20 protein-coding genes and 1 riboswitch are annotated in these 19,296 nt (G+C 71.2%); of the genes, 10 read left to right on the top strand and 10 right to left on the bottom strand.

Translation table 11 applies throughout. From position 1 onward, the window contains the following. Window positions 1–20 precede the first annotated feature (20 nt). On the bottom strand, window positions 21–272 hold the full coding sequence (locus ABZ495_RS04440) for a hypothetical protein (RefSeq protein WP_329487305.1): 252 nt from the start codon (window positions 270–272) through the stop codon (window positions 21–23). Between the two features lie 202 nt (window positions 273–474). Here ABZ495_RS04440 and ABZ495_RS04445 point away from each other — a divergent pair, with 202 nt between their 5' ends. Both ABZ495_RS04445 and ABZ495_RS04450 read left to right on the top strand, forming a co-directional pair. After that, entirely contained in the window at window positions 475–1,257 is a 783-nt protein-coding gene (locus ABZ495_RS04445; protein WP_359834362.1) for a rhomboid family intramembrane serine protease, read from the top strand. Between the two features lie 41 nt (window positions 1,258–1,298). After that, window positions 1,299–1,580: an Lrp/AsnC ligand binding domain-containing protein gene (locus ABZ495_RS04450; protein ID WP_329487307.1), complete on the top strand. Its 282-nt coding sequence runs from the start codon at window positions 1,299–1,301 to the stop codon at window positions 1,578–1,580. A 10-nt stretch (window positions 1,581–1,590) separates the two neighbouring features. Here the strand turns inward: ABZ495_RS04450 and ABZ495_RS04455 are convergent, their stop codons facing one another. The 3 genes from ABZ495_RS04455 to ABZ495_RS04465 form a co-directional block, all read right to left on the bottom strand. Beyond that, complete coding sequence (locus ABZ495_RS04455; RefSeq protein WP_359802640.1) at window positions 1,591–2,955, bottom strand: aminotransferase class V-fold PLP-dependent enzyme; 1,365 nt, start codon at window positions 2,953–2,955, stop codon at window positions 1,591–1,593. A 51-nt stretch (window positions 2,956–3,006) separates the two neighbouring features. Then, window positions 3,007–3,124, bottom strand: a riboswitch (SAM riboswitch). Between the two features lie 146 nt (window positions 3,125–3,270). Continuing rightward, entirely contained in the window at window positions 3,271–4,347 is a 1,077-nt protein-coding gene (gene trpD, locus ABZ495_RS04460; protein ID WP_329487309.1) for an anthranilate phosphoribosyltransferase, read from the bottom strand. A 122-nt stretch (window positions 4,348–4,469) separates the two neighbouring features. After that, window positions 4,470–4,895, bottom strand: coding sequence for a hypothetical protein (locus ABZ495_RS04465; RefSeq protein ID WP_329487310.1), 426 nt, complete (start codon window positions 4,893–4,895; stop codon window positions 4,470–4,472). Window positions 4,896–5,290: 395 nt separating this feature from the next. On the opposite strand from ABZ495_RS04465, the gene ABZ495_RS04470 reads away from it, so the two are divergent. The 5 genes from ABZ495_RS04470 to ABZ495_RS04490 all read left to right on the top strand — a co-directional run bounded on the left by ABZ495_RS04470 (window position 5,291) and on the right by ABZ495_RS04490 (window position 10,120). Then, window positions 5,291–5,911, top strand: a complete 621-nt coding sequence (locus tag ABZ495_RS04470; protein WP_073923280.1) for a heme-copper oxidase subunit III — start codon at window positions 5,291–5,293, stop codon at window positions 5,909–5,911. A gap of 187 nt (window positions 5,912–6,098) precedes the next feature. Next, window positions 6,099–6,908, top strand: coding sequence for a c-type cytochrome (locus tag ABZ495_RS04475; RefSeq protein ID WP_359802645.1), 810 nt, complete (start codon window positions 6,099–6,101; stop codon window positions 6,906–6,908). 8 nt (window positions 6,909–6,916) lie between these two features. Continuing rightward, window positions 6,917–7,975: a Rieske 2Fe-2S domain-containing protein gene (locus tag ABZ495_RS04480; RefSeq protein WP_329487312.1), complete on the top strand. Its 1,059-nt coding sequence runs from the start codon at window positions 6,917–6,919 to the stop codon at window positions 7,973–7,975. Next, the gene (locus ABZ495_RS04485) at window positions 7,972–9,633 is read left to right on the top strand and encodes a ubiquinol-cytochrome c reductase cytochrome b subunit (RefSeq protein WP_329487313.1); all 1,662 of its coding nucleotides are present in this window, start codon (window positions 7,972–7,974) and stop codon (window positions 9,631–9,633) included. The genes ABZ495_RS04480 and ABZ495_RS04485 overlap by 4 nt, the downstream gene beginning before the upstream one ends. A 103-nt stretch (window positions 9,634–9,736) precedes the next feature. Continuing rightward, complete coding sequence (locus ABZ495_RS04490) at window positions 9,737–10,120, top strand: GntR family transcriptional regulator (protein ID WP_329487314.1); 384 nt, start codon at window positions 9,737–9,739, stop codon at window positions 10,118–10,120. 28 nt (window positions 10,121–10,148) lie between these two features. Here the strand turns inward: ABZ495_RS04490 and ABZ495_RS04495 are convergent, their stop codons facing one another. The 4 genes from ABZ495_RS04495 to coxB all read right to left on the bottom strand — a co-directional run bounded on the left by ABZ495_RS04495 (window position 10,149) and on the right by coxB (window position 14,616). Next, window positions 10,149–11,408 (bottom strand): Ig-like domain-containing protein, encoded by a 1,260-nt coding sequence (locus tag ABZ495_RS04495; RefSeq protein ID WP_359802647.1) that lies wholly within the window; start codon window positions 11,406–11,408, stop codon window positions 10,149–10,151. A 165-nt stretch (window positions 11,409–11,573) separates the two neighbouring features. Beyond that, entirely contained in the window at window positions 11,574–11,990 is a 417-nt protein-coding gene (locus tag ABZ495_RS04500; RefSeq protein WP_329487316.1) for a cytochrome c oxidase subunit 4, read from the bottom strand. Continuing rightward, entirely contained in the window at window positions 11,990–13,675 is a 1,686-nt protein-coding gene (ctaD, locus tag ABZ495_RS04505; RefSeq protein ID WP_329492083.1) for a cytochrome c oxidase subunit I, read from the bottom strand. Before ctaD ends, ABZ495_RS04500 begins: the two co-directional genes overlap by 1 nt. An 86-nt stretch (window positions 13,676–13,761) precedes the next feature. Beyond that, window positions 13,762–14,616: a cytochrome c oxidase subunit II gene (gene coxB, locus ABZ495_RS04510; protein WP_329487317.1), complete on the bottom strand. Its 855-nt coding sequence runs from the start codon at window positions 14,614–14,616 to the stop codon at window positions 13,762–13,764. 367 nt (window positions 14,617–14,983) lie between these two features. Here coxB and ABZ495_RS04515 point away from each other — a divergent pair, with 367 nt between their 5' ends. Then, complete coding sequence (locus tag ABZ495_RS04515; protein ID WP_359802650.1) at window positions 14,984–16,423, top strand: aminotransferase class V-fold PLP-dependent enzyme; 1,440 nt, start codon at window positions 14,984–14,986, stop codon at window positions 16,421–16,423. A 22-nt stretch (window positions 16,424–16,445) separates the two neighbouring features. On the opposite strand, the gene ABZ495_RS04520 is transcribed toward ABZ495_RS04515, so the two are convergent. Beyond that, window positions 16,446–17,423: a carbohydrate kinase family protein gene (locus ABZ495_RS04520; RefSeq protein ID WP_329487319.1), complete on the bottom strand. Its 978-nt coding sequence runs from the start codon at window positions 17,421–17,423 to the stop codon at window positions 16,446–16,448. Window positions 17,424–17,674: 251 nt separating this feature from the next. On the opposite strand from ABZ495_RS04520, the gene ABZ495_RS04525 reads away from it, so the two are divergent. Beyond that, window positions 17,675–17,893 (top strand): hypothetical protein, encoded by a 219-nt coding sequence (locus ABZ495_RS04525; protein ID WP_329487320.1) that lies wholly within the window; start codon window positions 17,675–17,677, stop codon window positions 17,891–17,893. 103 nt (window positions 17,894–17,996) lie between these two features. Next, window positions 17,997–18,728, top strand: a complete 732-nt coding sequence (locus ABZ495_RS04530) for a hypothetical protein (protein ID WP_359834364.1) — start codon at window positions 17,997–17,999, stop codon at window positions 18,726–18,728. Window positions 18,729–18,801: 73 nt separating this feature from the next. Here ABZ495_RS04530 and erpA read toward each other — a convergent pair whose 3' ends face one another. Continuing rightward, window positions 18,802–19,155, bottom strand: coding sequence for an iron-sulfur cluster insertion protein ErpA (erpA, locus tag ABZ495_RS04535; RefSeq protein WP_329487322.1), 354 nt, complete (start codon window positions 19,153–19,155; stop codon window positions 18,802–18,804). Between the last annotated feature and the right edge of the window lie 141 nt (window positions 19,156–19,296).

Here is a 19,296-nt window from a genome sequence, read left to right on the forward strand (position 1 = left end):
TCCACCGCGCGGGGCGGGCATCAAGCCTGCTCGGCGGCCTCGGCGCCCGGACGGGCCACCAGTTCGACCTGGTCCACCGCGTTGCACCAGCGGCAGCGCACCGACTCGATGGTCTCGCTGTGCACCTCGGTCTCCTCCACCTTGGACTCGCCGGCCAGGTCGAAGTGCAGGAACTCGGTCACCCGGGCGGTACGGGTGACGTCGAAGCGGGTCAGGTTGCCGCACAGGGTGCAGCGCCAACGCGTCTCTGCGGTCAGGGCGGGGACGGTCATCGGGGGTCCTCTCGGGTGGTCCCTGGGTGGGCTCAGGCGCTCCCCCCGGAGCCCCGGCATCGGCGGCGGGAGGCGGGATTGCCCGCCCCAAGCCTATTGCCTGGGGCAACCACCCCGGCCACCGGTCACGGCGATCGCGGGGGTGGTCCACCTGCCGTACAGCGCGGTGTCGCCCGGGCCGGACGGAGGGATGCTTGGTCGCATGGCGATCCCGGTCCTCGACCACACCGGCGCGCGGGACGGCCCTCCGGCCGCGCCCGTCCCGGCCGTCAGCTACGCACTGATCGCGCTGAACGTGCTGGTCTTCCTGCTCGGCCCGGCGGCCGGGCTCAACCCGCTGTACGGCCGCGGGCAGGACCGGGTCTGCGCGGAGCAGCGGTACGAGCAGCGCTGGGGCGCCGTCCCGGCCGAGCTGCTGGCCGGACGGCCGCTGAGCGCCGAACAGGTGGCCGAGGCCCCCGACCCGGTGCCGGGCTGCCCGGCCGCCCCGACCCCCGGCAAGCACCCGGCGATGTCCGTCCTCAGCGGGCTCTTCGTCCACGCCGGCTGGCTGCACCTGCTGGGCAACCTGCTCTTCCTCCAGGTCTTCGGCCCCACCGTGGAGGCCCGCTTCGGCCGGGCCCGGTTCGCGCTCTTCTACCTGGCGGCAGGCTCGCTGGCCACCTACGGCTTCGCGCTGGCCGAGGCGCACTCGGCGGACTACACCCGGGTCCTGATCGGCGCCTCGGGGGCGATCGCCGGCGTGCTCGGCGCCTACCTGAGGCTGCACCCGCGGGCCCGGGTGACCACGCTCGTCCCGCTGCTGCTCTTCCTGCCCCTGCGGTTCCCGGCCTGGCTGGTGCTCGGCCTCTGGTTCGCGCTCCAGTCGTGGTCGGTGCACTCGGCGGGGCCGGGCGTCGCCTACCTGGTCCACGTGATCGGCTTCTCGGCGGGGTTCCTGTACGCCTGCACGCTGGCCACCCGCCCCTCGCGACGGCCCCGCTGACGCCCGATACCCTGGCGGCACCTCACAAAGGAGCCCGAACAGTGATCACCGCCATCGTCCTGATCAAGACCAGCGTCGACCGCATCCCGGAGATCGCCGAGGCGATCGCGGCCATCGAGGGCGTCAGCGAGGTCTACTCGGTCACCGGCGGCTACGACCTGGTGGCGATGGTGCGGGTGCGCCGGCACGACGACCTGGCCGAGGTGATCCCCGGCCGGCTGAACAAGGTCCCGGGCGTGGCCCACACCGAGACCCAGATCGCCTTCCGCACCTACTCCCAGCACGACCTGGAGACCGCCTTCGCGCTCGGCCTGGGCGAGTAGCCTCCCCCGTTCAGCCCTCGCGCCGGGTGTCCGCGACGCAGCGGCCGCCCTCGTTGCGGTAGTTCCAGGCCGCGCCGTCCGTGACCAGCTCGCGGACGGCGGTCAGGAACCGGTCGATGTGCTCGTCCGGGGTGCCCGCGCCGAAGCTGACCCGGATCGCGTTCAGGCTGCGCTCCCCCGGCAGCGACGCCTCCGGCGCACCGCACTCGGACGGCGCCACGTCCTCGTCGCCGAGCAGGGTACGCACCAGCGGGTGCGCGCAGAACAGGCCGTCGCGCACCCCGATGCCGTACTCGGCGGAGAGCGCGGCCGAGAAGTGCGAGCTGTTCCAGCCCTGGACGACGAAGGAGAGCACGCCCACCCGGGCCGAGTCCGCGCCGAACAGGTTCAGCACCCGCACCTGCGGGACCTCCGCCAGCCCGGCCTTCAGCCGGGCGATCAGCTGCTGCTCGCGGGCCTCCAGCGCGTCGAAGCCGGCCTCGGTCAGGGCCCGGCAGGCCGAGGCGATGGAGTAGACGCCGATCACGTTCGGCGAGCCGGCCTCGTGCCGGGCCGGGCCGGTGTGCCACTGCACGGCCACCGAGCCGTCGGCCTCCCGGGCGACCGTGCGGGTGGCGCCGCCGCCGGCCAGGTACGGCTCGGCCGCGTCCAGCCAGTCGGCCCGGCCGGCCAGCACCCCGGCGCCGAACGGCGCGTAGATCTTGTGGCCCGAGAAGGCGATCCAGTCCACGCCCAGCTCGCGCACCGAGACCCGGTGGTGCGGGGCGAGCTGCGCGGCGTCCAGCACCACCCGGGCGCCGTGCCGGTGGGCGGTCTCGGTGAGCTCGGCGACCGGCCAGAGCTCGCCGGTGACGTTCGAGGCGCCGGTGACGCAGAGCAGCTTGGGGCCCTCGGGGGCCTCGGCCAGCGCGGCGTCCAGCGCGGCGACCGCCTCGGCGTGCGAGCGCGGGGCGCGCAGGTAGGTGACGCTCAGCCCGGCGTGGCGCCAGGGCAGCAGCGAGGCGTGGTGCTCGGTCTCGAAGGCGAAGACCCGGGTGCCGGCCGGGACGGCGCCCGCCAGCAGGTTCAGCGAGTCGGTGGTGGCCCGGGTGAAGACCACCTGGTCGCCCTCGCGCAGGTCGAGGAAGTCCGCGACGGTCCGGCGGCTCTGCTCGAAGAGGTCGGTGGAGAGCTGGGAGAGGTAGCCGGCGCCCCGGTGCACGCTGCCGTAGTAGGGGGCGTAGGCGGCGACGTCGTCCCAGACCCGCTGCAGCGCCGGGGAGCTGGCGGCGTAGTCGAGCGCGGCGTAGGTGACCTTGTCACCGTTGACCAGCGGGACCTCGACGTCGTGGCCGAGGACGGGGAGCGGGGCGCAGATCTCGGTGGCGACGGACATGGGGGTGCACTCCTTCGACGGGTAAGGACCCCGGAGGTGCGTGTCGGCCGGCGTCCGCGCTTGTCACGCGGACGGTTCGCCGCGAGACCCGGTCCTCACCCAGGGCACCCCGCCACGGACGGAGGGTTGCCGGACAGCCAGCTGGGGCTTGACGCTGTCACTCATGACCTGGCGAAGACTCTAGGTCGCGTCCGCCGAGTGGTCAAACAGGGGTCCGCCATCCGGACAGCGGTCCACCGCCGGGGCCCGGCGACGCCCCCGCCGGACGCGCGAAGGGCCCGCGGGAGGCGTCCCCCCGCGGGCCCGACCGCCGCTTCACACCCGGGTGGTGGCCTCCGACCAGCGCCGCAGCAGATCCTGCGCGGCGCCCGAGTCGATGGCCGCCGCGGCCCGCTCCATTCCGGCCGCCAGCTGCTCGGCGAGCGGCGCGTCGGTGAGGTCCAGCGCCACCAGCGCCGTCGCCGTGTTCATCAGGACGGCGTCCCGCACCGCCCCGCGCTCCCCGGCCAGCAGCCGGCGCGCGACATCCGCGTTGAACGCCGGGTCCCCGCCGCGCAGCGCCTCGATGCCCACCAGCTGGACGCCGACGTCGCGCGGGTCGAAGGAGGTCTCGGTGACCTCGCCGTCGCGCACGATCCAGACCCGGGAGGTGGTGGTGACGGTCAGCTCGTCCAGGCCGTCGTCGCCGCGGAAGACCAGCGCGGTGGACCCCCGGCGGGCCAGCACCCCGGCGATCAGCGAGGCCAGCCGGGTGTCGAAGCAGCCGATCGCGTGCGCGGTGACCTTGGCCGGGTTGGTCAGCGGGCCGAGGGTGTTGAAGGCGGTCGGCACCCCGAGGCCGCTGCGGGCCGGGGCGGTGTGCCGCATCGCGGGGTGGAACCTGGCCGCGAAGCAGAAGGTCAGCCCGACCTCCTCGGCCACCTCGGCGACCCGCCGGGCCGAGAGGTCCAGATTGACGCCGAGCTTCTCCAGCACGTCCGAGGAGCCGCTCGCCGAGGAGGCCGCCCGGTTGCCGTGCTTGACCACCTTGGCACCGGCCGCCGCGGCGACGATCGCCGACATGGTCGAGATGTTGACGGTCTTCGCCCGGTCGCCGCCGGTGCCCACGATGTCGACCGCCGGGCCGGGGATGGAGAGCGGTTCGGCGTGCGCGTACATCGAGTCCACCAGGCCGACGATCTCGTCCACCGTCTCGCCCTTGGCCCGCAGGGCGACCATGAAGCCGGCCATCTGCACGGCGGAGGCCTCGCCGCTCATGATCCGGTCCATCGCCCAGGCGGTGTCCGCCCGGTCGAGGTCCTCGCCCCGCAGCAGCGCCGACAGGATGTCCGGCCAGGTGCGGACCACCTGCACGGGGTCCTTGCCGCCGTTCGCAGGGTTCACGTTCACCATGGCTGACTCCAGCTCTTGTCGGTTCCCCGAGGGGTTCTCCGTAAGGATGGAGCCAGCCTATCGAGCGGCGGGACGCCTCCGCCCCGCCGTCGCCTTCACTTCTCTCCCACTGAGACGCGGTCCTACCGGGCGGCCGGCGCCCGCTTCGCCAGCCGGGCCCGGAGCAGCGTGGCGGCCGCCTCGGCCAGCGCCACCGGGTCCACCGGGTGGGAGATGGCCGCGTCGGCCCGGCTCCAGGCGGCCAGCCAGGAGTCCTGCGGCCGGCCGATCACCACCAGCACCGGCGGGCAGCCGTAGATCTCGTCCTTCAACTGCCGGGCGAGCCCGAGGCCGCCGGCCGGGACCGCCTCGCCGTCCAGCACGCAGAGGTCCACGCCCCCCTTCTCCAGTGCCTTCAGCACCGCGGGGGTCGTCGCGCACTCCAGGTAGGTCAGCTCCGGCAGATCCTCCGCGGGCCGGCGGCCGAGGGCCGTCAGCACCTGCTCGCGGGTGTTGCGGTCGTGGCTGTAGACGAGAACGGTCAGCGTCTCGTCGGTGGTGTACGCCATGGGCCCTGCTCCCTCAAGTGTGATCCGGACCACGTTCGTCTCAACCCGGATGCTACTCCCGATCACCGCCCGCCGAGCCACTCCCGCGCGATCCGTCTCAAGCCGCCGCGCCCACGACTCACCCGCCCGGAGGACAGGCCGTCACCCCCGCGGTCGCGGTCCACCCGTACGGCCGACCCGAGAGCCTTTCCCTTACTCCCGGCGGACCCCGAAGGAGTGGAGCGACACGCTGGGCATCAGGGTCGAAGATGCCTTCGAAGAACCGTCAGAAAAGGGACACGCCCCTGCTCAGCCGCCATCCGGGCGTCCCGGCGGGCCCCACCGGGGCATACCGCACGCACCGGACACTCCGAGGGACACCCCCCGGCGTGAAGACGGAATAAGGGACCGACATAATGTCCGTCGTGGCGACAGCAACAGCAGTAGAAACCGGGCACGCGCACGGATCGGTCAACCGGCCGAACATGGTCAGCGTCGGAACGATCGTCTGGCTCAGTTCCGAGTTGATGTTCTTCGCGGCCCTCTTCGCGATGTACTTCACGCTCCGCTCCGTCAAGGGAGCCGAGTTCTGGAGCGAGAAGGCGCACGCCCTCAACGTGCCCTTCTCCTCGGTCAACACCACGATCCTGGTGCTCTCCTCTCTCACCTGCCAGCTCGGCGTGTTCGCTGCCGAGCGCGGGGACGTGAAGAAGCTCCGCTCGTGGTTCGTCATCACCTTCGTGATGGGCGCGATCTTCATCGGCGGCCAGATCTTCGAGTACACCGAGCTGGTCAAGAAGGACGGCCTCTCGCTGTCCTCCGACCCGTACGGCACGGTGTTCTACCTGACCACCGGCTTCCACGGTATGCACGTGACGGGTGGTCTGATCGCCTTCCTGCTGGTCCTCGGACGGACGTACGCAGCCAAGCGCTTCACGCACGAGCAGGCCACCGCCGCCATCGTGGTGTCGTACTACTGGCACTTCGTCGACGTCGTGTGGATCGGCCTGTTCGCGACCATCTACCTGATCAAGTAACCAGCTGATCAGGTCGCTGGCCACCGGCTCCGGGTCCCGCCCTCACCGGCGACGGCCCGATTTGCCGGTGCCTACGCTCCCAACCGACCGACCGCGCGCGCAGCCCTAGACAGGCAGCCTCGTGCCGGCCAGACCGGCCGCCGGGTGCACCCACCAGTCGACCAGATCCTGACACCGGGGTTATTCCGTGAAAAAGCTCTCCGCACGACGGCGCCACCCATTGGCGGCGCTGGTCGTCCTACTTCTCGCCCTGGCGGCAACCGGGGGGCTGTACGCCGCGTTCGCGCCCGCCGACAAGGCGCAGGCCGACGTCGCCGCGCAGTCGCTCGCGATCGATGAGGGCAAGAAGCTCTTCGCCGTGGGCTGCTCCTCCTGCCACGGCCTGAACGGCCAGGGCAGCAGCGACGGTCCGAGCCTGGTCGGCGTCGGCTCAGCCGCGGTCGACTTCCAGGTCGGCACCGGCCGCATGCCGGCCCAGCAGCCCGGCGCCCAGGTGCCGCGCAAGAAGAACATCTACTCGCAGGCGGAGATCGACCAGCTCGCCGCCTTCGTGGCTTCGCTCGGCCCCGGCCCGGTCATCCCGACCGAGGAGCAGTACACCTCGACCAACCCCGAGGACCTCTCCAAGGGTGGCGAGCTGTTCCGCACCAACTGCGCCCAGTGCCACAACTTCGCCGGCCAGGGCGGTGCCCTGACCCAGGGCAAGTACGCCCCGTCGCTGGAGGGAGTGGACGCCAAGCACATCTACGAGGCCATGCAGACCGGCCCGCAGAACATGCCGTCGTTCCCGGACACCACCATGCCCGAGGAGCAGAAGAAGCAGATCGTGGCCTTCGTCCGCCACACCACCAACGATGAGCCGAACCCCGGCGGTCTCACGCTCGGCAGCCTCGGTCCGGTGACCGAGGGCCTGTTCGGCTGGATCTTCGGTCTCGGCACGCTCATCGCGGTCGCGATCTGGGTCGCCGCCCACACCACCAAGGCCAAGAAGTCATGAGCCACGACATGTCAGAAGAGAAGCTCCCGGAGTCCCACGGCTCCGCCGGACACCACGAGGTGGCCGCCCACGGCGATCCGTTCGCCGACCCGGGCCTGCCGGCCCACCAACCGCGTCGCACCGACATCGACGAGCGGGCCGCCCAGCGGGCCGAGCGCCAGGTCTCGCTGATGTTCGTGGTCTCGATGCTCGCCACCGTGGGCTTCATCGCCTCCTACGTGGCCATCGACCCGGACAAGATCGTCTACATCTTCCCGCTGGGCCACGTCAGCGCGCTGAACTTCGCGCTGGGCATGACCCTGGGCGTCGCGCTGTTCTGCATCGGCGCGGGTGCGGTCCACTGGGCCCGCACCCTGATGTCGGACCACGAGATCCCGGCCGAGCGTCACCCGATCGAGGCCGACGACGAGGTCCGCGCGGACGTCATCGAGCAGTTCAGGACCGGCGCCGCCGAGTCCGGCTTCGGCCGCCGCAAGATGATCCGCAACACCCTCATCGGTTCGATGGCCCTGGTGCCGCTGTCCGGCGTCGTGCTGCTGCGCGACCTGGGCCCGCTGCCCGAGGACAAGCTGGAGCACACCGGCTGGCGCGAGGCCACCGATGTGAAGCCGCTGCAGCTGATCAACATGAACACCAACCAGCCGATGAAGGCCGAGGACGTCATCGTCGGCTCGCTGACCTTCGCCATGCCGGAGGGTCTCAGCACGCACGACGAGGACTTCCAGCAGCAGATCGCCAAGGACGCCCTGATGCTGGTGCGCATCGCACCGGAGGACATCAAGGACACCGAGTCCCGGGAGAAGGGCTTCGAGGGCATCCTCGCCTACTCCAAGATCTGCACCCACGTCGGCTGCCCGATCAGCCTGTACGAGCAGCAGACCCACCACGCGCTCTGCCCCTGCCACCAGTCGACCTTCGACCTGGCGGACGGCGCGCGCGTCATCTTCGGCCCGGCCGGCCACCCGCTGCCGCAGCTGAAGATCACCACTGACGAGAAGGGCTTCCTGGTCGCCACCGGCGACTTCGACGAGCCCGTCGGCCCGAGCTACTGGGAGCGTGCTCGATGAGTAGCGCGAGCAGCACCACCTCCGGTGCCGCCAAGCCCGCCGGCAGCACGCGTGCCAAGCCCGCCAACAAGTGGGAGCAGGCTGCTGACTGGACGGACGGCCGGCTGGGGATCTACTCCCTCGCCAAGGCCAACCTGCGGAAGATCTTCCCGGACCACTGGTCCTTCATGCTGGGCGAGATCTGCCTCTACACCTTCGTCATCATCATCCTGACGGGCGTGTACCTGACGCTGTTCTTCAAGCCCAGCATGGGCGAGGTCATCTACGACGGCTCGTACATCCCGCTCAAGGGCATCCCGATGTCCGAGGCGTACGCGTCGACGGTGGACATCAGCTTCGAGGTCCGCGGCGGCCTGCTGGTCCGCCAGATCCACCACTGGGCCGCGCTGGTCTTCGTGGCCGCGATGCTCGTGCACATGATGCGCGTGTTCTTCACCGGCGCGTTCCGCAAGCCGCGTGAGATCAACTGGGTCTTCGGCTTCCTGCTGCTGGTCCTGGGCATGTTCGACGGCTTCTTCGGCTACTCGCTGCCCGACGACCTGCTCTCGGGCACCGGTATCCGCTTCATGGAAGGCGCGATCCTCGCCGTCCCGCTGGTGGGCACCTACATCCAGATGTTCCTGTTCGGCGGCGAGTTCCCCGGCCACGACATCGTGCCGCGGTTCTTCACCATCCACGTGCTGCTGATCCCCGGCATCATGCTCGGCCTGCTGGTCGCGCACCTGATCCTGGTCTTCTACCACAAGCACACCCAGTGGGCGGGCCCGGGCAAGACCGAGAAGAACGTCGTCGGCATGCCGCTGATGCCGGTCTACATGGCCAAGGCCGGTGGCTTCTTCTTCCTGGTCTTCGGTCTCATCGCCGCCGTCTCGGCGATCGCCACGATCAACCCGATCTGGGCGTACGGCCCGTACCGCCCCGACCAGGTGTCCACGGACGCCCAGCCGGACTGGTACATGGGCTTCTCCGAGGGCCTGATCCGCGTCATGCCGGGCTGGGAGATCGGCCTGTGGGGCCACACCCTGAACCTGGGTGTCTTCGTCCCGCTGATGATCTTCCCGCTGGTCCTGGTCGCGATCGCGGTCTACCCGTTCATCGAGTCCTGGGTCACCGGCGACAAGCGCGAGCACCACATCCTGGACCGCCCGCGCAACGCGCCGGTCCGCACCGCGCTGGGCGCCGCCTGGATCAGCCTGTACCTGGTGCTGCTGGTCGGTGGTGGCAACGACCTGTTCGCCACCCACCTGCACCTGTCGATCAACGACATCACGTACTTCGTCCGCGTGGGCTTCTTCGTGGTGCCGGTGCTGACCTTCATCGCCACCAAGCGCTGGTGCCTCGGCCTCCAGCGCCGGGACAAGGAGAAGGTGCTGCACGGCCGCGAGACGGGCGTCATCAAGCGCCTGCCGCACGGCGAGTTCATCGAGGTGCACGCCCAGCTGCCGCAGGCCGACCTGCACAAGCTCACCTCGCACGAGCAGCCGCCCGTGTTCGAGCTGCCGGCCGAGACGGACGAGAACGGCGTGGCCGCCAAGGCCGGGCTGATCCCCCGTACCCGGGCGAAGCTCTCCCGCGGCTTCTACGGCGAGGGCAGCCGGATCCCGAAGCCGACCGCCGAGGAGCACCACGAGATCACCAGCGGCCACGGCCACCACTGATCCCGTACGCATCCCCCGCGTCACCCCCGAGGGCCGCCGACCAGAGTTCTTCCTGGTCGGCGGCCCTCGGGCTTTCCCGTCCGCCCCACCGTCAGGAGCCCCCGTGGAGCTGTCCGTCGACCCCGCCGCCGCCACGCCCCCGTACGAGCAGATCCGGGAGCAGATCGCCGAGCGCGCCCGCACCGGTGACCTGCCGACCGGGCTGCGGCTGCCCACCGTCCGGGCCCTGGCCGAGCAGCTCGGGCTGGCGGCCGGGACGGTGGCGCGGGCCTACCGCGAGCTGGAGACCGACGGGGTGGTGGAGACGCACGGCCGGCGCGGCACCCTGATCGCCGCCACCGGGGACACCGCGCACCGGCTGGCCGCCGCCGCGGCCACCGAGTACGCCGAGCGGGTCCGGCGGCTCGGCGTGCCGGAGGCGGACGCCCTGGCGGCCGTGGCGACGGCGCTGCGGCTGGCCCACCGGGAGCCCGGCCGGGAGGGCTGAGCGGCCCGGGCCGGGGCCGGGAGGGGCGTCAGAGCTCCGGGCGGATCATCCCGGTGGCGGGGGCCCGGGAGGCCGGCGGCGTGGTGTTGACGGGCTGTCCGAGGGCGCTGTGCTTGACCCAGTCGGTCCAGGCGATGTTCCAGTCCCCGAAGCCGTTGCCGAAGGACTCCATGCTCGGACCCTGGCTGTTGACCACCGTGACCAGGTCCCCGATCCGGGTGTTCTGGTAGAACCACTTCGCGTTCTCGGTGCTCATGCCGGTACAGCCGTGGCTGACGTTCGCCACCCCCTGCGAGCCCACCGACCAGGGCGCGGCGTGCACGTACTCGCCGCTCCAGGTCACCCGGGTGGCCCACTCGACGTTGAGGTCGTAGGCCTCCGAGCTGCCGGCGGCTATGCCGATCGTCTCGCCGCTCATCCGCACCTGGCGCTCCTGTCCGAGCACCACCTTGACGCCGTTGCGGGTGTCGAAGCCGGGCTTGCCGGTGGTCACGGGTATCGTCCGGACCACCTCGCCGCCGCGCGTCAGGGTGAGCTCGTGGGTGGCGGCGTCCACCACCGACTCCACCCGCTCGCCGATCCGCAGGGCCAGCGCGGCGCGGTCGCCGCCGTAGAGGCCGTCCGCGATCCGGCTGCCGGTGCCGTCGTAGACCAGGCTGACGGTGGTGCCGGTCGGCCAGTACTCCTCCGGCCGGAAGTGCAGGTTCTTGTCGTCCACCCAGTACCAGCCGCCGGTGACGGCGGGCTGCGAGGTGACGGTCAGGGCGCGCTCGACCTCCTGGCGGGCCTGCGGGTCCTTCACCGCCTCCGAGAGCTGGACGGTGAGCGGCTGGCCGACGCCGTAGAGGCCGGTGCCGGAGGAGTCCGGGCCGAGCTTGGCGGTGAGCAGGCGCTGGCCCGCCACCGTGCTGAAGCCGGCGGTGGTCTCGCCGCGACCGCCCTTGCCGTCGTCGGCGGCGATCCTGACGGTGTAGGCGGTGGCCGCCTTGAGGCGCCCGGTGGTCTGCCAGCTGAGCTGGTCCGCCGAGAGCTGTCCGGCCACCACCCGGCCGTCCGGACCGACCACCGTGACGTCGGTGAGCCGGCTGCCGGGTACCGCCGTCACCGTCACCGGCTGGGACGGATCCACCGTCCCGGTCGCCGAGAGGTGCACCAGCGGGGCCGCGTCGACCCGGTGGACGGCGCCCGGGGCGTCGTCCTCACCGGACGAGCAGGCGGCCAGTGGGGCCAGTACGACGAGAGCCAGCGAGATGCTGCCGATACCTGCGGTTCCGCGCCTGTCGGCCATGACCGCCTCCGAGGGTTCGCACGATTGATCAGATCGTAGGAACGTGAAGCGGCGGAGCGACATCCGAGCGACCCCCCGTTCGCCCAGGGGGGTGAGGCCGTCACTCCGGGGACGCAAAAGGGCCGGGCATCCTTTGCGGAATGCCCGGCCCTGTGCGAGGGAGACCTACTGGTTCTGGTTCTCGCCCCGGTAGAACTCGAAGACCCAGCCGAACAGGCCGATCAGGATGATCGGGATCGACCAGTACAGCAGCCACCAACCGAAGATCACGCCCATGAACGCGAGCGCGCCACCGATCGCCAGCGAGAGCGGCTGCCAGCTGTGCGGGGCGAAGAAGCCCAGCTCGCCGGCGTCGTCCGCGACCTCGGCCTCGGGGTTGTCACCGGCGCCGCTGTCCACCCGGCGGGCGGTGAAGGCGAGGTAGTACCCGATGAAGGCGCAGAGGGCGAAGGCGAGGAACAGCGCGGTGGTACCGGCGGCCTCCACCCCGAGGTCGGAGTGGTTGGTCCAGACGCCGTAGGTGATCGCCATCGCGAGCGTGAAGACCGCGAGGCCCAGGAAGATCTTGCCCTGTTCCTTCATCAGGCGTCGCCTTCCTTCTTGCCCTTGCCCAGCTGCGGGACGTCGTACTTGGCCGGGGTCACACCGGCGAGGTGCTTGGCCGGCTCACCGTGGTTCTCCAGGTAGTCCAGCGCGGCGATCTCCGGGTAGTGGAGGTCGAAGGCCGGCGATTCGGAGCGGATCCGGGGCAGCGTGAGGAAGTTGTGCCGCGGCGGCGGGCACGAGGTCGCCCACTCCAGCGAGCGGCCGTAGCCCCACGGGTCGTCCACCTCGACCTTCTCGCCGTACTTGGCCGTCTTCCAGACGTTGTACAGGAACGGCAGGATCGACAGGCCGAGCAGGAACGAGCCGATGGTCGAGACGGTGTTCAGCGTGGTGAAGCCGTCCGCGGCCAGGTAGTCGGCGTAGCGGCGGGGCATGCCCTCCGCGCCGAGCCAGTGCTGCACCAGGAAGGTGGTGTGGAAGCCGATGAAGAGCGTCCAGAAGGTCATCTTGCCGAGGCGCTCGTCCAGCATCTTGCCGGTCATCTTCGGCCACCAGAAGTGGAAGCCGGCGAACATCGCGAAGACGACGGTGCCGAAGACCACGTAGTGGAAGTGGGCGACGACGAAGTACGAGTCCGAGACGTGGAAGTCGATCGGCGGGGAGGCGAGCAGGACACCCGTCAGACCACCGAAGAGGAAGGTGACCAGGAAGCCGACCGTCCAGAGCATCGGGGTCTCGAAGCTCAGCGAGCCCTTCCACATGGTGCCGACCCAGTTGAAGAACTTCACACCGGTCGGGACCGCGATCAGGAAGGTCATGAAGGAGAAGAACGGCAGCAGCACTTGGCCGGTGACGTACATGTGGTGGGCCCACACCGTCACGGACAGACCGGCGATCGCGATGGTGGCCGCGATCAGGCCGGAGTAGCCGAACATCGGCTTGCGGCTGAAGACCGGGATGATCTCCGACACGATGCCGAAGAACGGCAGCGCGATGATGTACACCTCGGGGTGGCCGAAGAACCAGAAGAGGTGCTGCCAGAGCAGCGCCCCGCCGTTGGCCGGGTCGAAGACGTGTGCCCCGAATTTGCGGTCCGCCTCCAGGGCGAACAGCGCGGCGGCCAGGACCGGGAAGGCCAGCAGGACCAGCACGGCGGTCAGCAGGACGTTCCAGACGAAGATCGACATCCGGAACATCGTCATGCCGGGCGCGCGCATGCAGATGATCGTGGTGATGAAGTTGACCGCACCGAGGATGGTGCCGAAGCCGGAGAAGGCCAGGCCCATGATCCACATGTCGGCGCCGATGCCCGGCGAGCGGACGGCGTCCGACAGCGGGGAGTAGGCGAACCAGCCGAAGTCGGCCGCACCCTGCGGGGTGACGAAGCCGGCCACCGCGATGGTCGAGCCGAACAGGTACAGCCAGTACGCGAACATGTTCAGACGCGGGAACGCCACGTCCGGGGCGCCGATCTGGAGCGGCATGATCCAGTTCGCGAAGCCGGCGAAGAGCGGCGTCGCGAACATCAGCAGCATGATCGTGCCGTGCATCGTGAACGCCTGGTTGAACTGCTCGTTCGACAGGATCTGGGTCCCGGGACGAGCCAGCTCGGCGCGCATGACCAGGGCGAGGATGCCACCGATCAGGAAGAAGGCGAACGACGTGCCCAGGTAGAGCGTGCCGATCGTCTTGTGGTCAGTGGTGGTCAGCCACTTGATGATGGTCGAACCCGGCTTCCGGGTCCGCTGCGCCCCGACCGTGACGGCCCCGGCGCCCCCGCCGGCCGCGGCGGGCTCGTTGAGGATGGTCACTTCTCTTCACTTCCCATGGTCGTGATGCCGGAGGGCACCGCGCCGGTCTGGCCCTTGGCCCGGAGGTCCGCCAGGTGCTTGTCGTACTCCGCGCGGTCGACGACCTTCACGTTGAAGAGCATGCGCGAGTGGTCGACGCCGCAGAGCTCGGCGCACTTGCCCATGTACGTGCCCTTGACGGTCGGGGTGACCTCGAACTTGTTCACCACACCCGGGACGACGTCCATCTTCATCATGAAGTTGACGGGCCAGAAGTCGTGGATGACGTCACGAGAGGTCAGCCGGAACTGGACCGACTCGTTGACCGGCAGGTACAGGGTCGGCACCTCCTTGGGGGTGCCCACGTCGTACGCGGCGTCCTTGTTGGCCGGGTCGGGGTTCTCGGTGTTCTCGTAGTTGAACGCCCAGCTCCACTGGAAGCCGACCACGTTGACCGTGTGCTGCGGCTTCTCGGAGACGGAGATCAGCCTCGACTCGTCGCGGGCGACGAAGTAGAAGAGAACCGACACGATGATGATGGGGACCGCGGTGTAGAGCGCCTCGATGGGCACGTTGTACCGGGTCTGCGGAGGGACCTGCACACCGGTGCGGCTGCGCCGGTGGAAGATCACGCTCCAGATGATCAGACCCCACATCAGTACGCCGACCACCAGCGCCGCGATCCAGGACCCCTGCCACATGTGGAGGACCAGCGGCCCTTCCTCGGTGACGGGGCTCGGGAGGCCAAGCCTGGGGAGGTCGTTGGCCGAGCAGCCGGTGGCGGTCGCGATGACGAGGCCCAGTGCCAGCGCCTGAGGCAGCTTCCGCCGCATCGTGCGCCGCGGCGAGCGGTCGGAGCCGTTGGGACTCACGTAGCGCCTTCCCGAAGTCTCGCCCGCCTTCGCGTCGCCCCGCGGAGGTTTGTGAGCCTCCCCGGCGACCCGTCCACGGGCACGGTTTGAATGCTTATGCGGGCCAAACCCTACTCCAGCCTTATGCGCTGCTGACGGGCAGGTCCCGGTAACGCGCCGCCCGGTCGCCCGATCAGGCCCCGCAAGGGCTGCGCCGCAGGTCATCGTAGGCATTAGAGGTCCGTACGCCCGATCGGGGGATGACCTCGAACAACGTGGGTGACGGCCCGTCGGACGAGGACGAATCGGACATTCGGGTTGATCGTCTGACGGTCGGTGAGCGTGGCCGACGGCCGGAATGCGACCGGGAGTGTCGTTAAATGTGACCGTGTACTTCGATGTGGCGTCCACGGCCCCGCTCCACCCCGTCGCGCGGCAGGCGCTGACCGCCGCGCTGGACGAGGGGTGGGCCGATCCGGCCCGGCTCTACCGCTCCGGGCGGCAGGCCCGAATGCTGCTGGACGCCGCCCGCGAGACGGTCGCCGAGGCGCTCGGCGCCCGGGCCGACGAGATCTCCTTCACCACCAGTGGGACCCAGGCCGTCCAGACGGGCATGCTCGGCGCGCTGGCGGGCCACCGGCGCCGGGGCGCGCACCTGGTGCACTCCGCGGTGGAGCACTCCAGCGTGCTGCACACCGCCGAGCGCTGGGAGCACTCCCGGCCCGGGGCCGGCGGCGAGGTGGGCGTGGTACCGGTCGACCGGTACGGGCGGGTGTCGCCGGAAGGGTTCGCGGCGGCGCTGCGGCCGGACACCGCGCTGGCCGTGCTCCAGTCGGCCAACCACGAGGTGGGCACGGTGCAGCCGGTGGCCGAGGTGGCCGAGGTCTGCGGTGACGTCCCGCTGCTGGTGGACGCCGCGCAGAGCGCCGGGCGGGTGGACGTCCCGGGCGGCTGGTCGCTGCTGACGGCCAGTGCGCACAAGTGGGGCGGCCCGGCCGGGGTCGGCGTCCTGGCGGTGCGCAAGGGGGTCCGGTACGCCTCGCCGCTGCCGGCCGACGAGCGCGAGGGCGGCCGGGTGCCGGGCTTCGTGAACGTCCCGGCGATCGTGGCCGCGGCCGCCTCGCTCCGGGCGGTGCGGGCCGAGGCCGAGCGGGAGAACGCCCGGCTGCACGCGCTGGTCGAGCGGATCCGGGCCCGGGTGCCGCGGTCGGTGCCCGAGGTCGAGGTGGTCGGCGATCCGGTGCGACGGCTGCCGCACCTCGTCACCTTCTCCTGCCTGTACGTCGACGGCGAGGTGCTGCTGACCGAGCTGGACCGGGCCGGCTTCGCGGTCTCCTCCGGCTCGTCCTGCACCTCCTCCACCCTGACGCCGAGCCATGTGCTGGCGGCGATGGGCGTGCTCACCGAGGGGAACGTCCGGGTCTCGCTGCCGTTCGGCGCGGCCGAGGCCGACGTCGAGCGGTTCCTCGCGGTGCTGCCGGAGCTGGTGGCCCGGGTCCGCGCCCCGCTCGGGCTGGACCTGGCGCTGCCCGGGCCGGCCGGGGAGCCGGCGGGCGCCCCCGGGCCGCAGAGCGGCGCGCCGGCGACCGGCGCGCTGGTGATCGACGCGCTGGGCAAGCGCTGCCCGCTGCCGGTGATCGAGCTCGCCAAGCGGATCGGCGAGGTGCCGGCGGGCGGGACGGTCGCGGTGCTGGCCGACGACGAGGCGGCCCGGCTGGACGTCCCGGCCTGGTGCGGCATGCGCGGCCAGGAGTACCTGGGCGAGGCCCCGGCCGCCGACTTCGGCGGCGACCGGGGCTCGGCCTACCTGGTGCGGCGCACCGCCTGAGCGGGTACGCCGGACCGCTCGGCTACTTGACCAGGTGCGCCCGGACCTCGGCGGCGGCCGCGGCGCCGTACGCGGCCTCGAAGCGCTGCAGGAAGGCGAGCGGACGCAGCTCGTACTCCTGGGTGCCGACGGTCTCGATCACCAGGGTCGCGAGCATGCAGCCGAGCTGGGCGGAGCGCTCCAGGTCCAGCTCCCAGGAGAGACCGGCCAGGAAGCCGGCCCGGAAGGCGTCGCCGACGCCGGTCGGGTCGACCTTGGCCTCCTCGGGCGCGCAGCCGACGACCACCGGGGCCTCGCCCTTGCGGTCGATCCGCACGCCCTTGCTCCCGAGGGTGGTGATCCGGGTGCCCACCCGGGTCAGGATCTCCTCGGCGTCCCAGCCGGTCTTGGTCTCGATCAGCGCGGCCTCGTACTCGTTGGTGAACAGGTACGCGGCGCCGTCGACGATCTCGCGGATGTCCTCGCCGTCCAGGCGGGCCAGCTGCTGCGACGGGTCGGCGGCGAAGGCGTAGCCGCGGGTCCGGCACTCCTGGGTGTGGCGGACCATGGCCTGCGGGTCGTCGGCACCGATCAGCACGAGGTCCAGCCCGCCGACCCGGTCGGCGATCGGCTTGAGCTCGATGTTGCGGGCCTCGGCCATGGCACCGGTGTAGAACGAGGCGATCTGGTTGTGGTCCTCGTCCGTGGTGCACATGAAGCGGGCGGTGTGGCGGGTCTCGGAGATGTGGACCGAGCGGCAGTCCACGTTGTTGCGCTCCAGCCAGCTGCGGTACTCCCCGAAGTCCGCGCCGGCGGCGCCGACCAGGATCGGGCTCAGCCCGAGGACACCCATGCCGAACGCGATGTTCGGCGCGACACCGCCGCGACGGATGTCGAGGGTGTCGACCAGGAAGGACAGCGACACGGTGTGCAGCTGCTCGGCCACGAGCTGGTCGGAGAACCGACCGGGGAACGTCATCAGGTGGTCGGTCGCGATCGAACCGGCGACGGCGATACGCACGGGAGGTCTCCTCAGGAGGGCGGCATGGGCCACGGGAAAAGCAGGGGGCGGAACCCACCCACGGTACCGGGCGGGGGGCGGGCGGCAGCAAGAGCGCCCCTCCTGGCACCGGTCGCCGTCGAACGTGTACTACCCCCGGGTAGCTCTGGTGGGGGCCGGACGGGCGGCCTAGGGTCGCTGGCAGGGGCCGGTCCGGCCCTGACCGAGCCGTGGCAGTGCGGCCGCGGCACCGTGGATCGGAGCGATGCCCGATGATGCCAAATCACCACCCGCTGCGTGTTCCGCCCGCCCTCAAGGGCGACGCCGACGGCGAGACGCTGGACGCGCTGGTGGACTCCTCCCGGCAGCTGCGCCGCTTCTGGCCGCTGCTGGCGACCGGCCCGGAGCCCAGCGCTCCCGCCCCAGTCGGATTCAGCGTCTCCTCCGGGGCCCAGCGCCTGGTCGCGGGGATGGCCGAGTACGGCATGTGATCCTCACCGGGGGCGGGCGGGAACCGGATTCGTCCGAGGCACGTCACATCCGCGCGGTGCGGCCGTGGAGGCGGCGCCGCCGAAACCCTCGGGAGGATGTCAGATGGACCTGGAGACGATGCCCCGGCGTACCGGTGGAGCACGGCCCGCCCGGCCGGGCCGACGGCGGGCGGCGGCCCTGGCGGGTCTGCTGCTGGCGGCGGCCGCGCTGGCCGGCTGCGGGGACGGTGACGGCAAGGCGGCCGCGGATTCGGCCACCGGTTCGGCCTCGCCGTCGGCGAGCGCGACGCCCTCGCCCGGCTCCCCCGCCCCGACGACCGCCACCACCGCGCCGTCGGCCCCGGACTCGCCGCCGGCGGCGACCCCGCCGACCGATCCGACGGCGAGCACCCCCGACCCCCGGCCGACCGGCCCCGCGCCGGGCACCGGCCCGGGCCAGACGCCCACCCCGGTGCCCACTCCCCCGCGGGAGGGCATCGCGGTCGGTGAGCCCGACCCGAACGGCCGGCCGGCCCACCCCGCGATCACCTACCGGGTGGACGGGACCAAACTGACGGTCTGGTTCTACGGCGGGATCTGCGAGAAGTACGCGCTGAAGGCGGACGAGTCCAAGCCCGGACGGGTGGACGTCCGCGTCACGGTGGCGGCGCCGATGCCGGCCGGGCAGGCCTGCGCCGAGCTGGCCAAGCGGCAGACGGTGACCGCCGACCTGAAGCAGCCGCTGATGGGCCGGGCGGTGACGGACCTCGCGACCGGTCAGCCGGTGCCGCTGGAGAGCGACCCGCACGTCGGCCCGGACCCGGCCGGCCCCGGCCCGGAGATCGGCGGGAAGTAGGGCCCGTGTCCCGGTACGGGAAAACGGCGAGGGCGGCCCCGGAGAATCCGGGGCCGCCCTCGCCGTCTGCCGACTAGCTGAACGAGTCGCCGCAGGCGCAGGAGCCCGTGGCGTTCGGGTTGTCGATCGTGAAGCCCTGCTTCTCGATGGTGTCCACGAAGTCGACGGTGGCGCCGCCGAGGTACGGGGCACTCATCCGGTCGGTGACGACCTTGACACCGTTGAAGTCCTTGAGCACGTCGCCGTCGAGCGAGCGCTCGTCGAAGAACAGCTGGTAACGCAGGCCGGAGCAACCACCGGGCTGGACGGCGACGCGAAGCGCAAGGTCGTCGCGGCCCTCCTGCTCCAGCAGGCCCTTGACCTTGGCCGCGGCGGCATCGGTAAGGAGGATGCCACTCTCGACGGTGGTCTCGTCCTGGACGGTCATCTGCTTTCTCCCGGTCTTGACGACGGTCTGCCGCCAGTGCCAACCAACGGCCGTCCGGATTCATTTCCCGGACGGCGGTGTAATTTCGGCGGCTTTCGGCGGCGGAATTTTCGTGGGCCGGGTCTACCACCCGCTCCCCTA

This window comes from Kitasatospora sp. NPDC005748 (assembly GCF_040630735.1).
In the GTDB taxonomy this organism is placed as follows: Bacteria; Actinomycetota; Actinomycetes; order Streptomycetales; family Streptomycetaceae; genus Kitasatospora.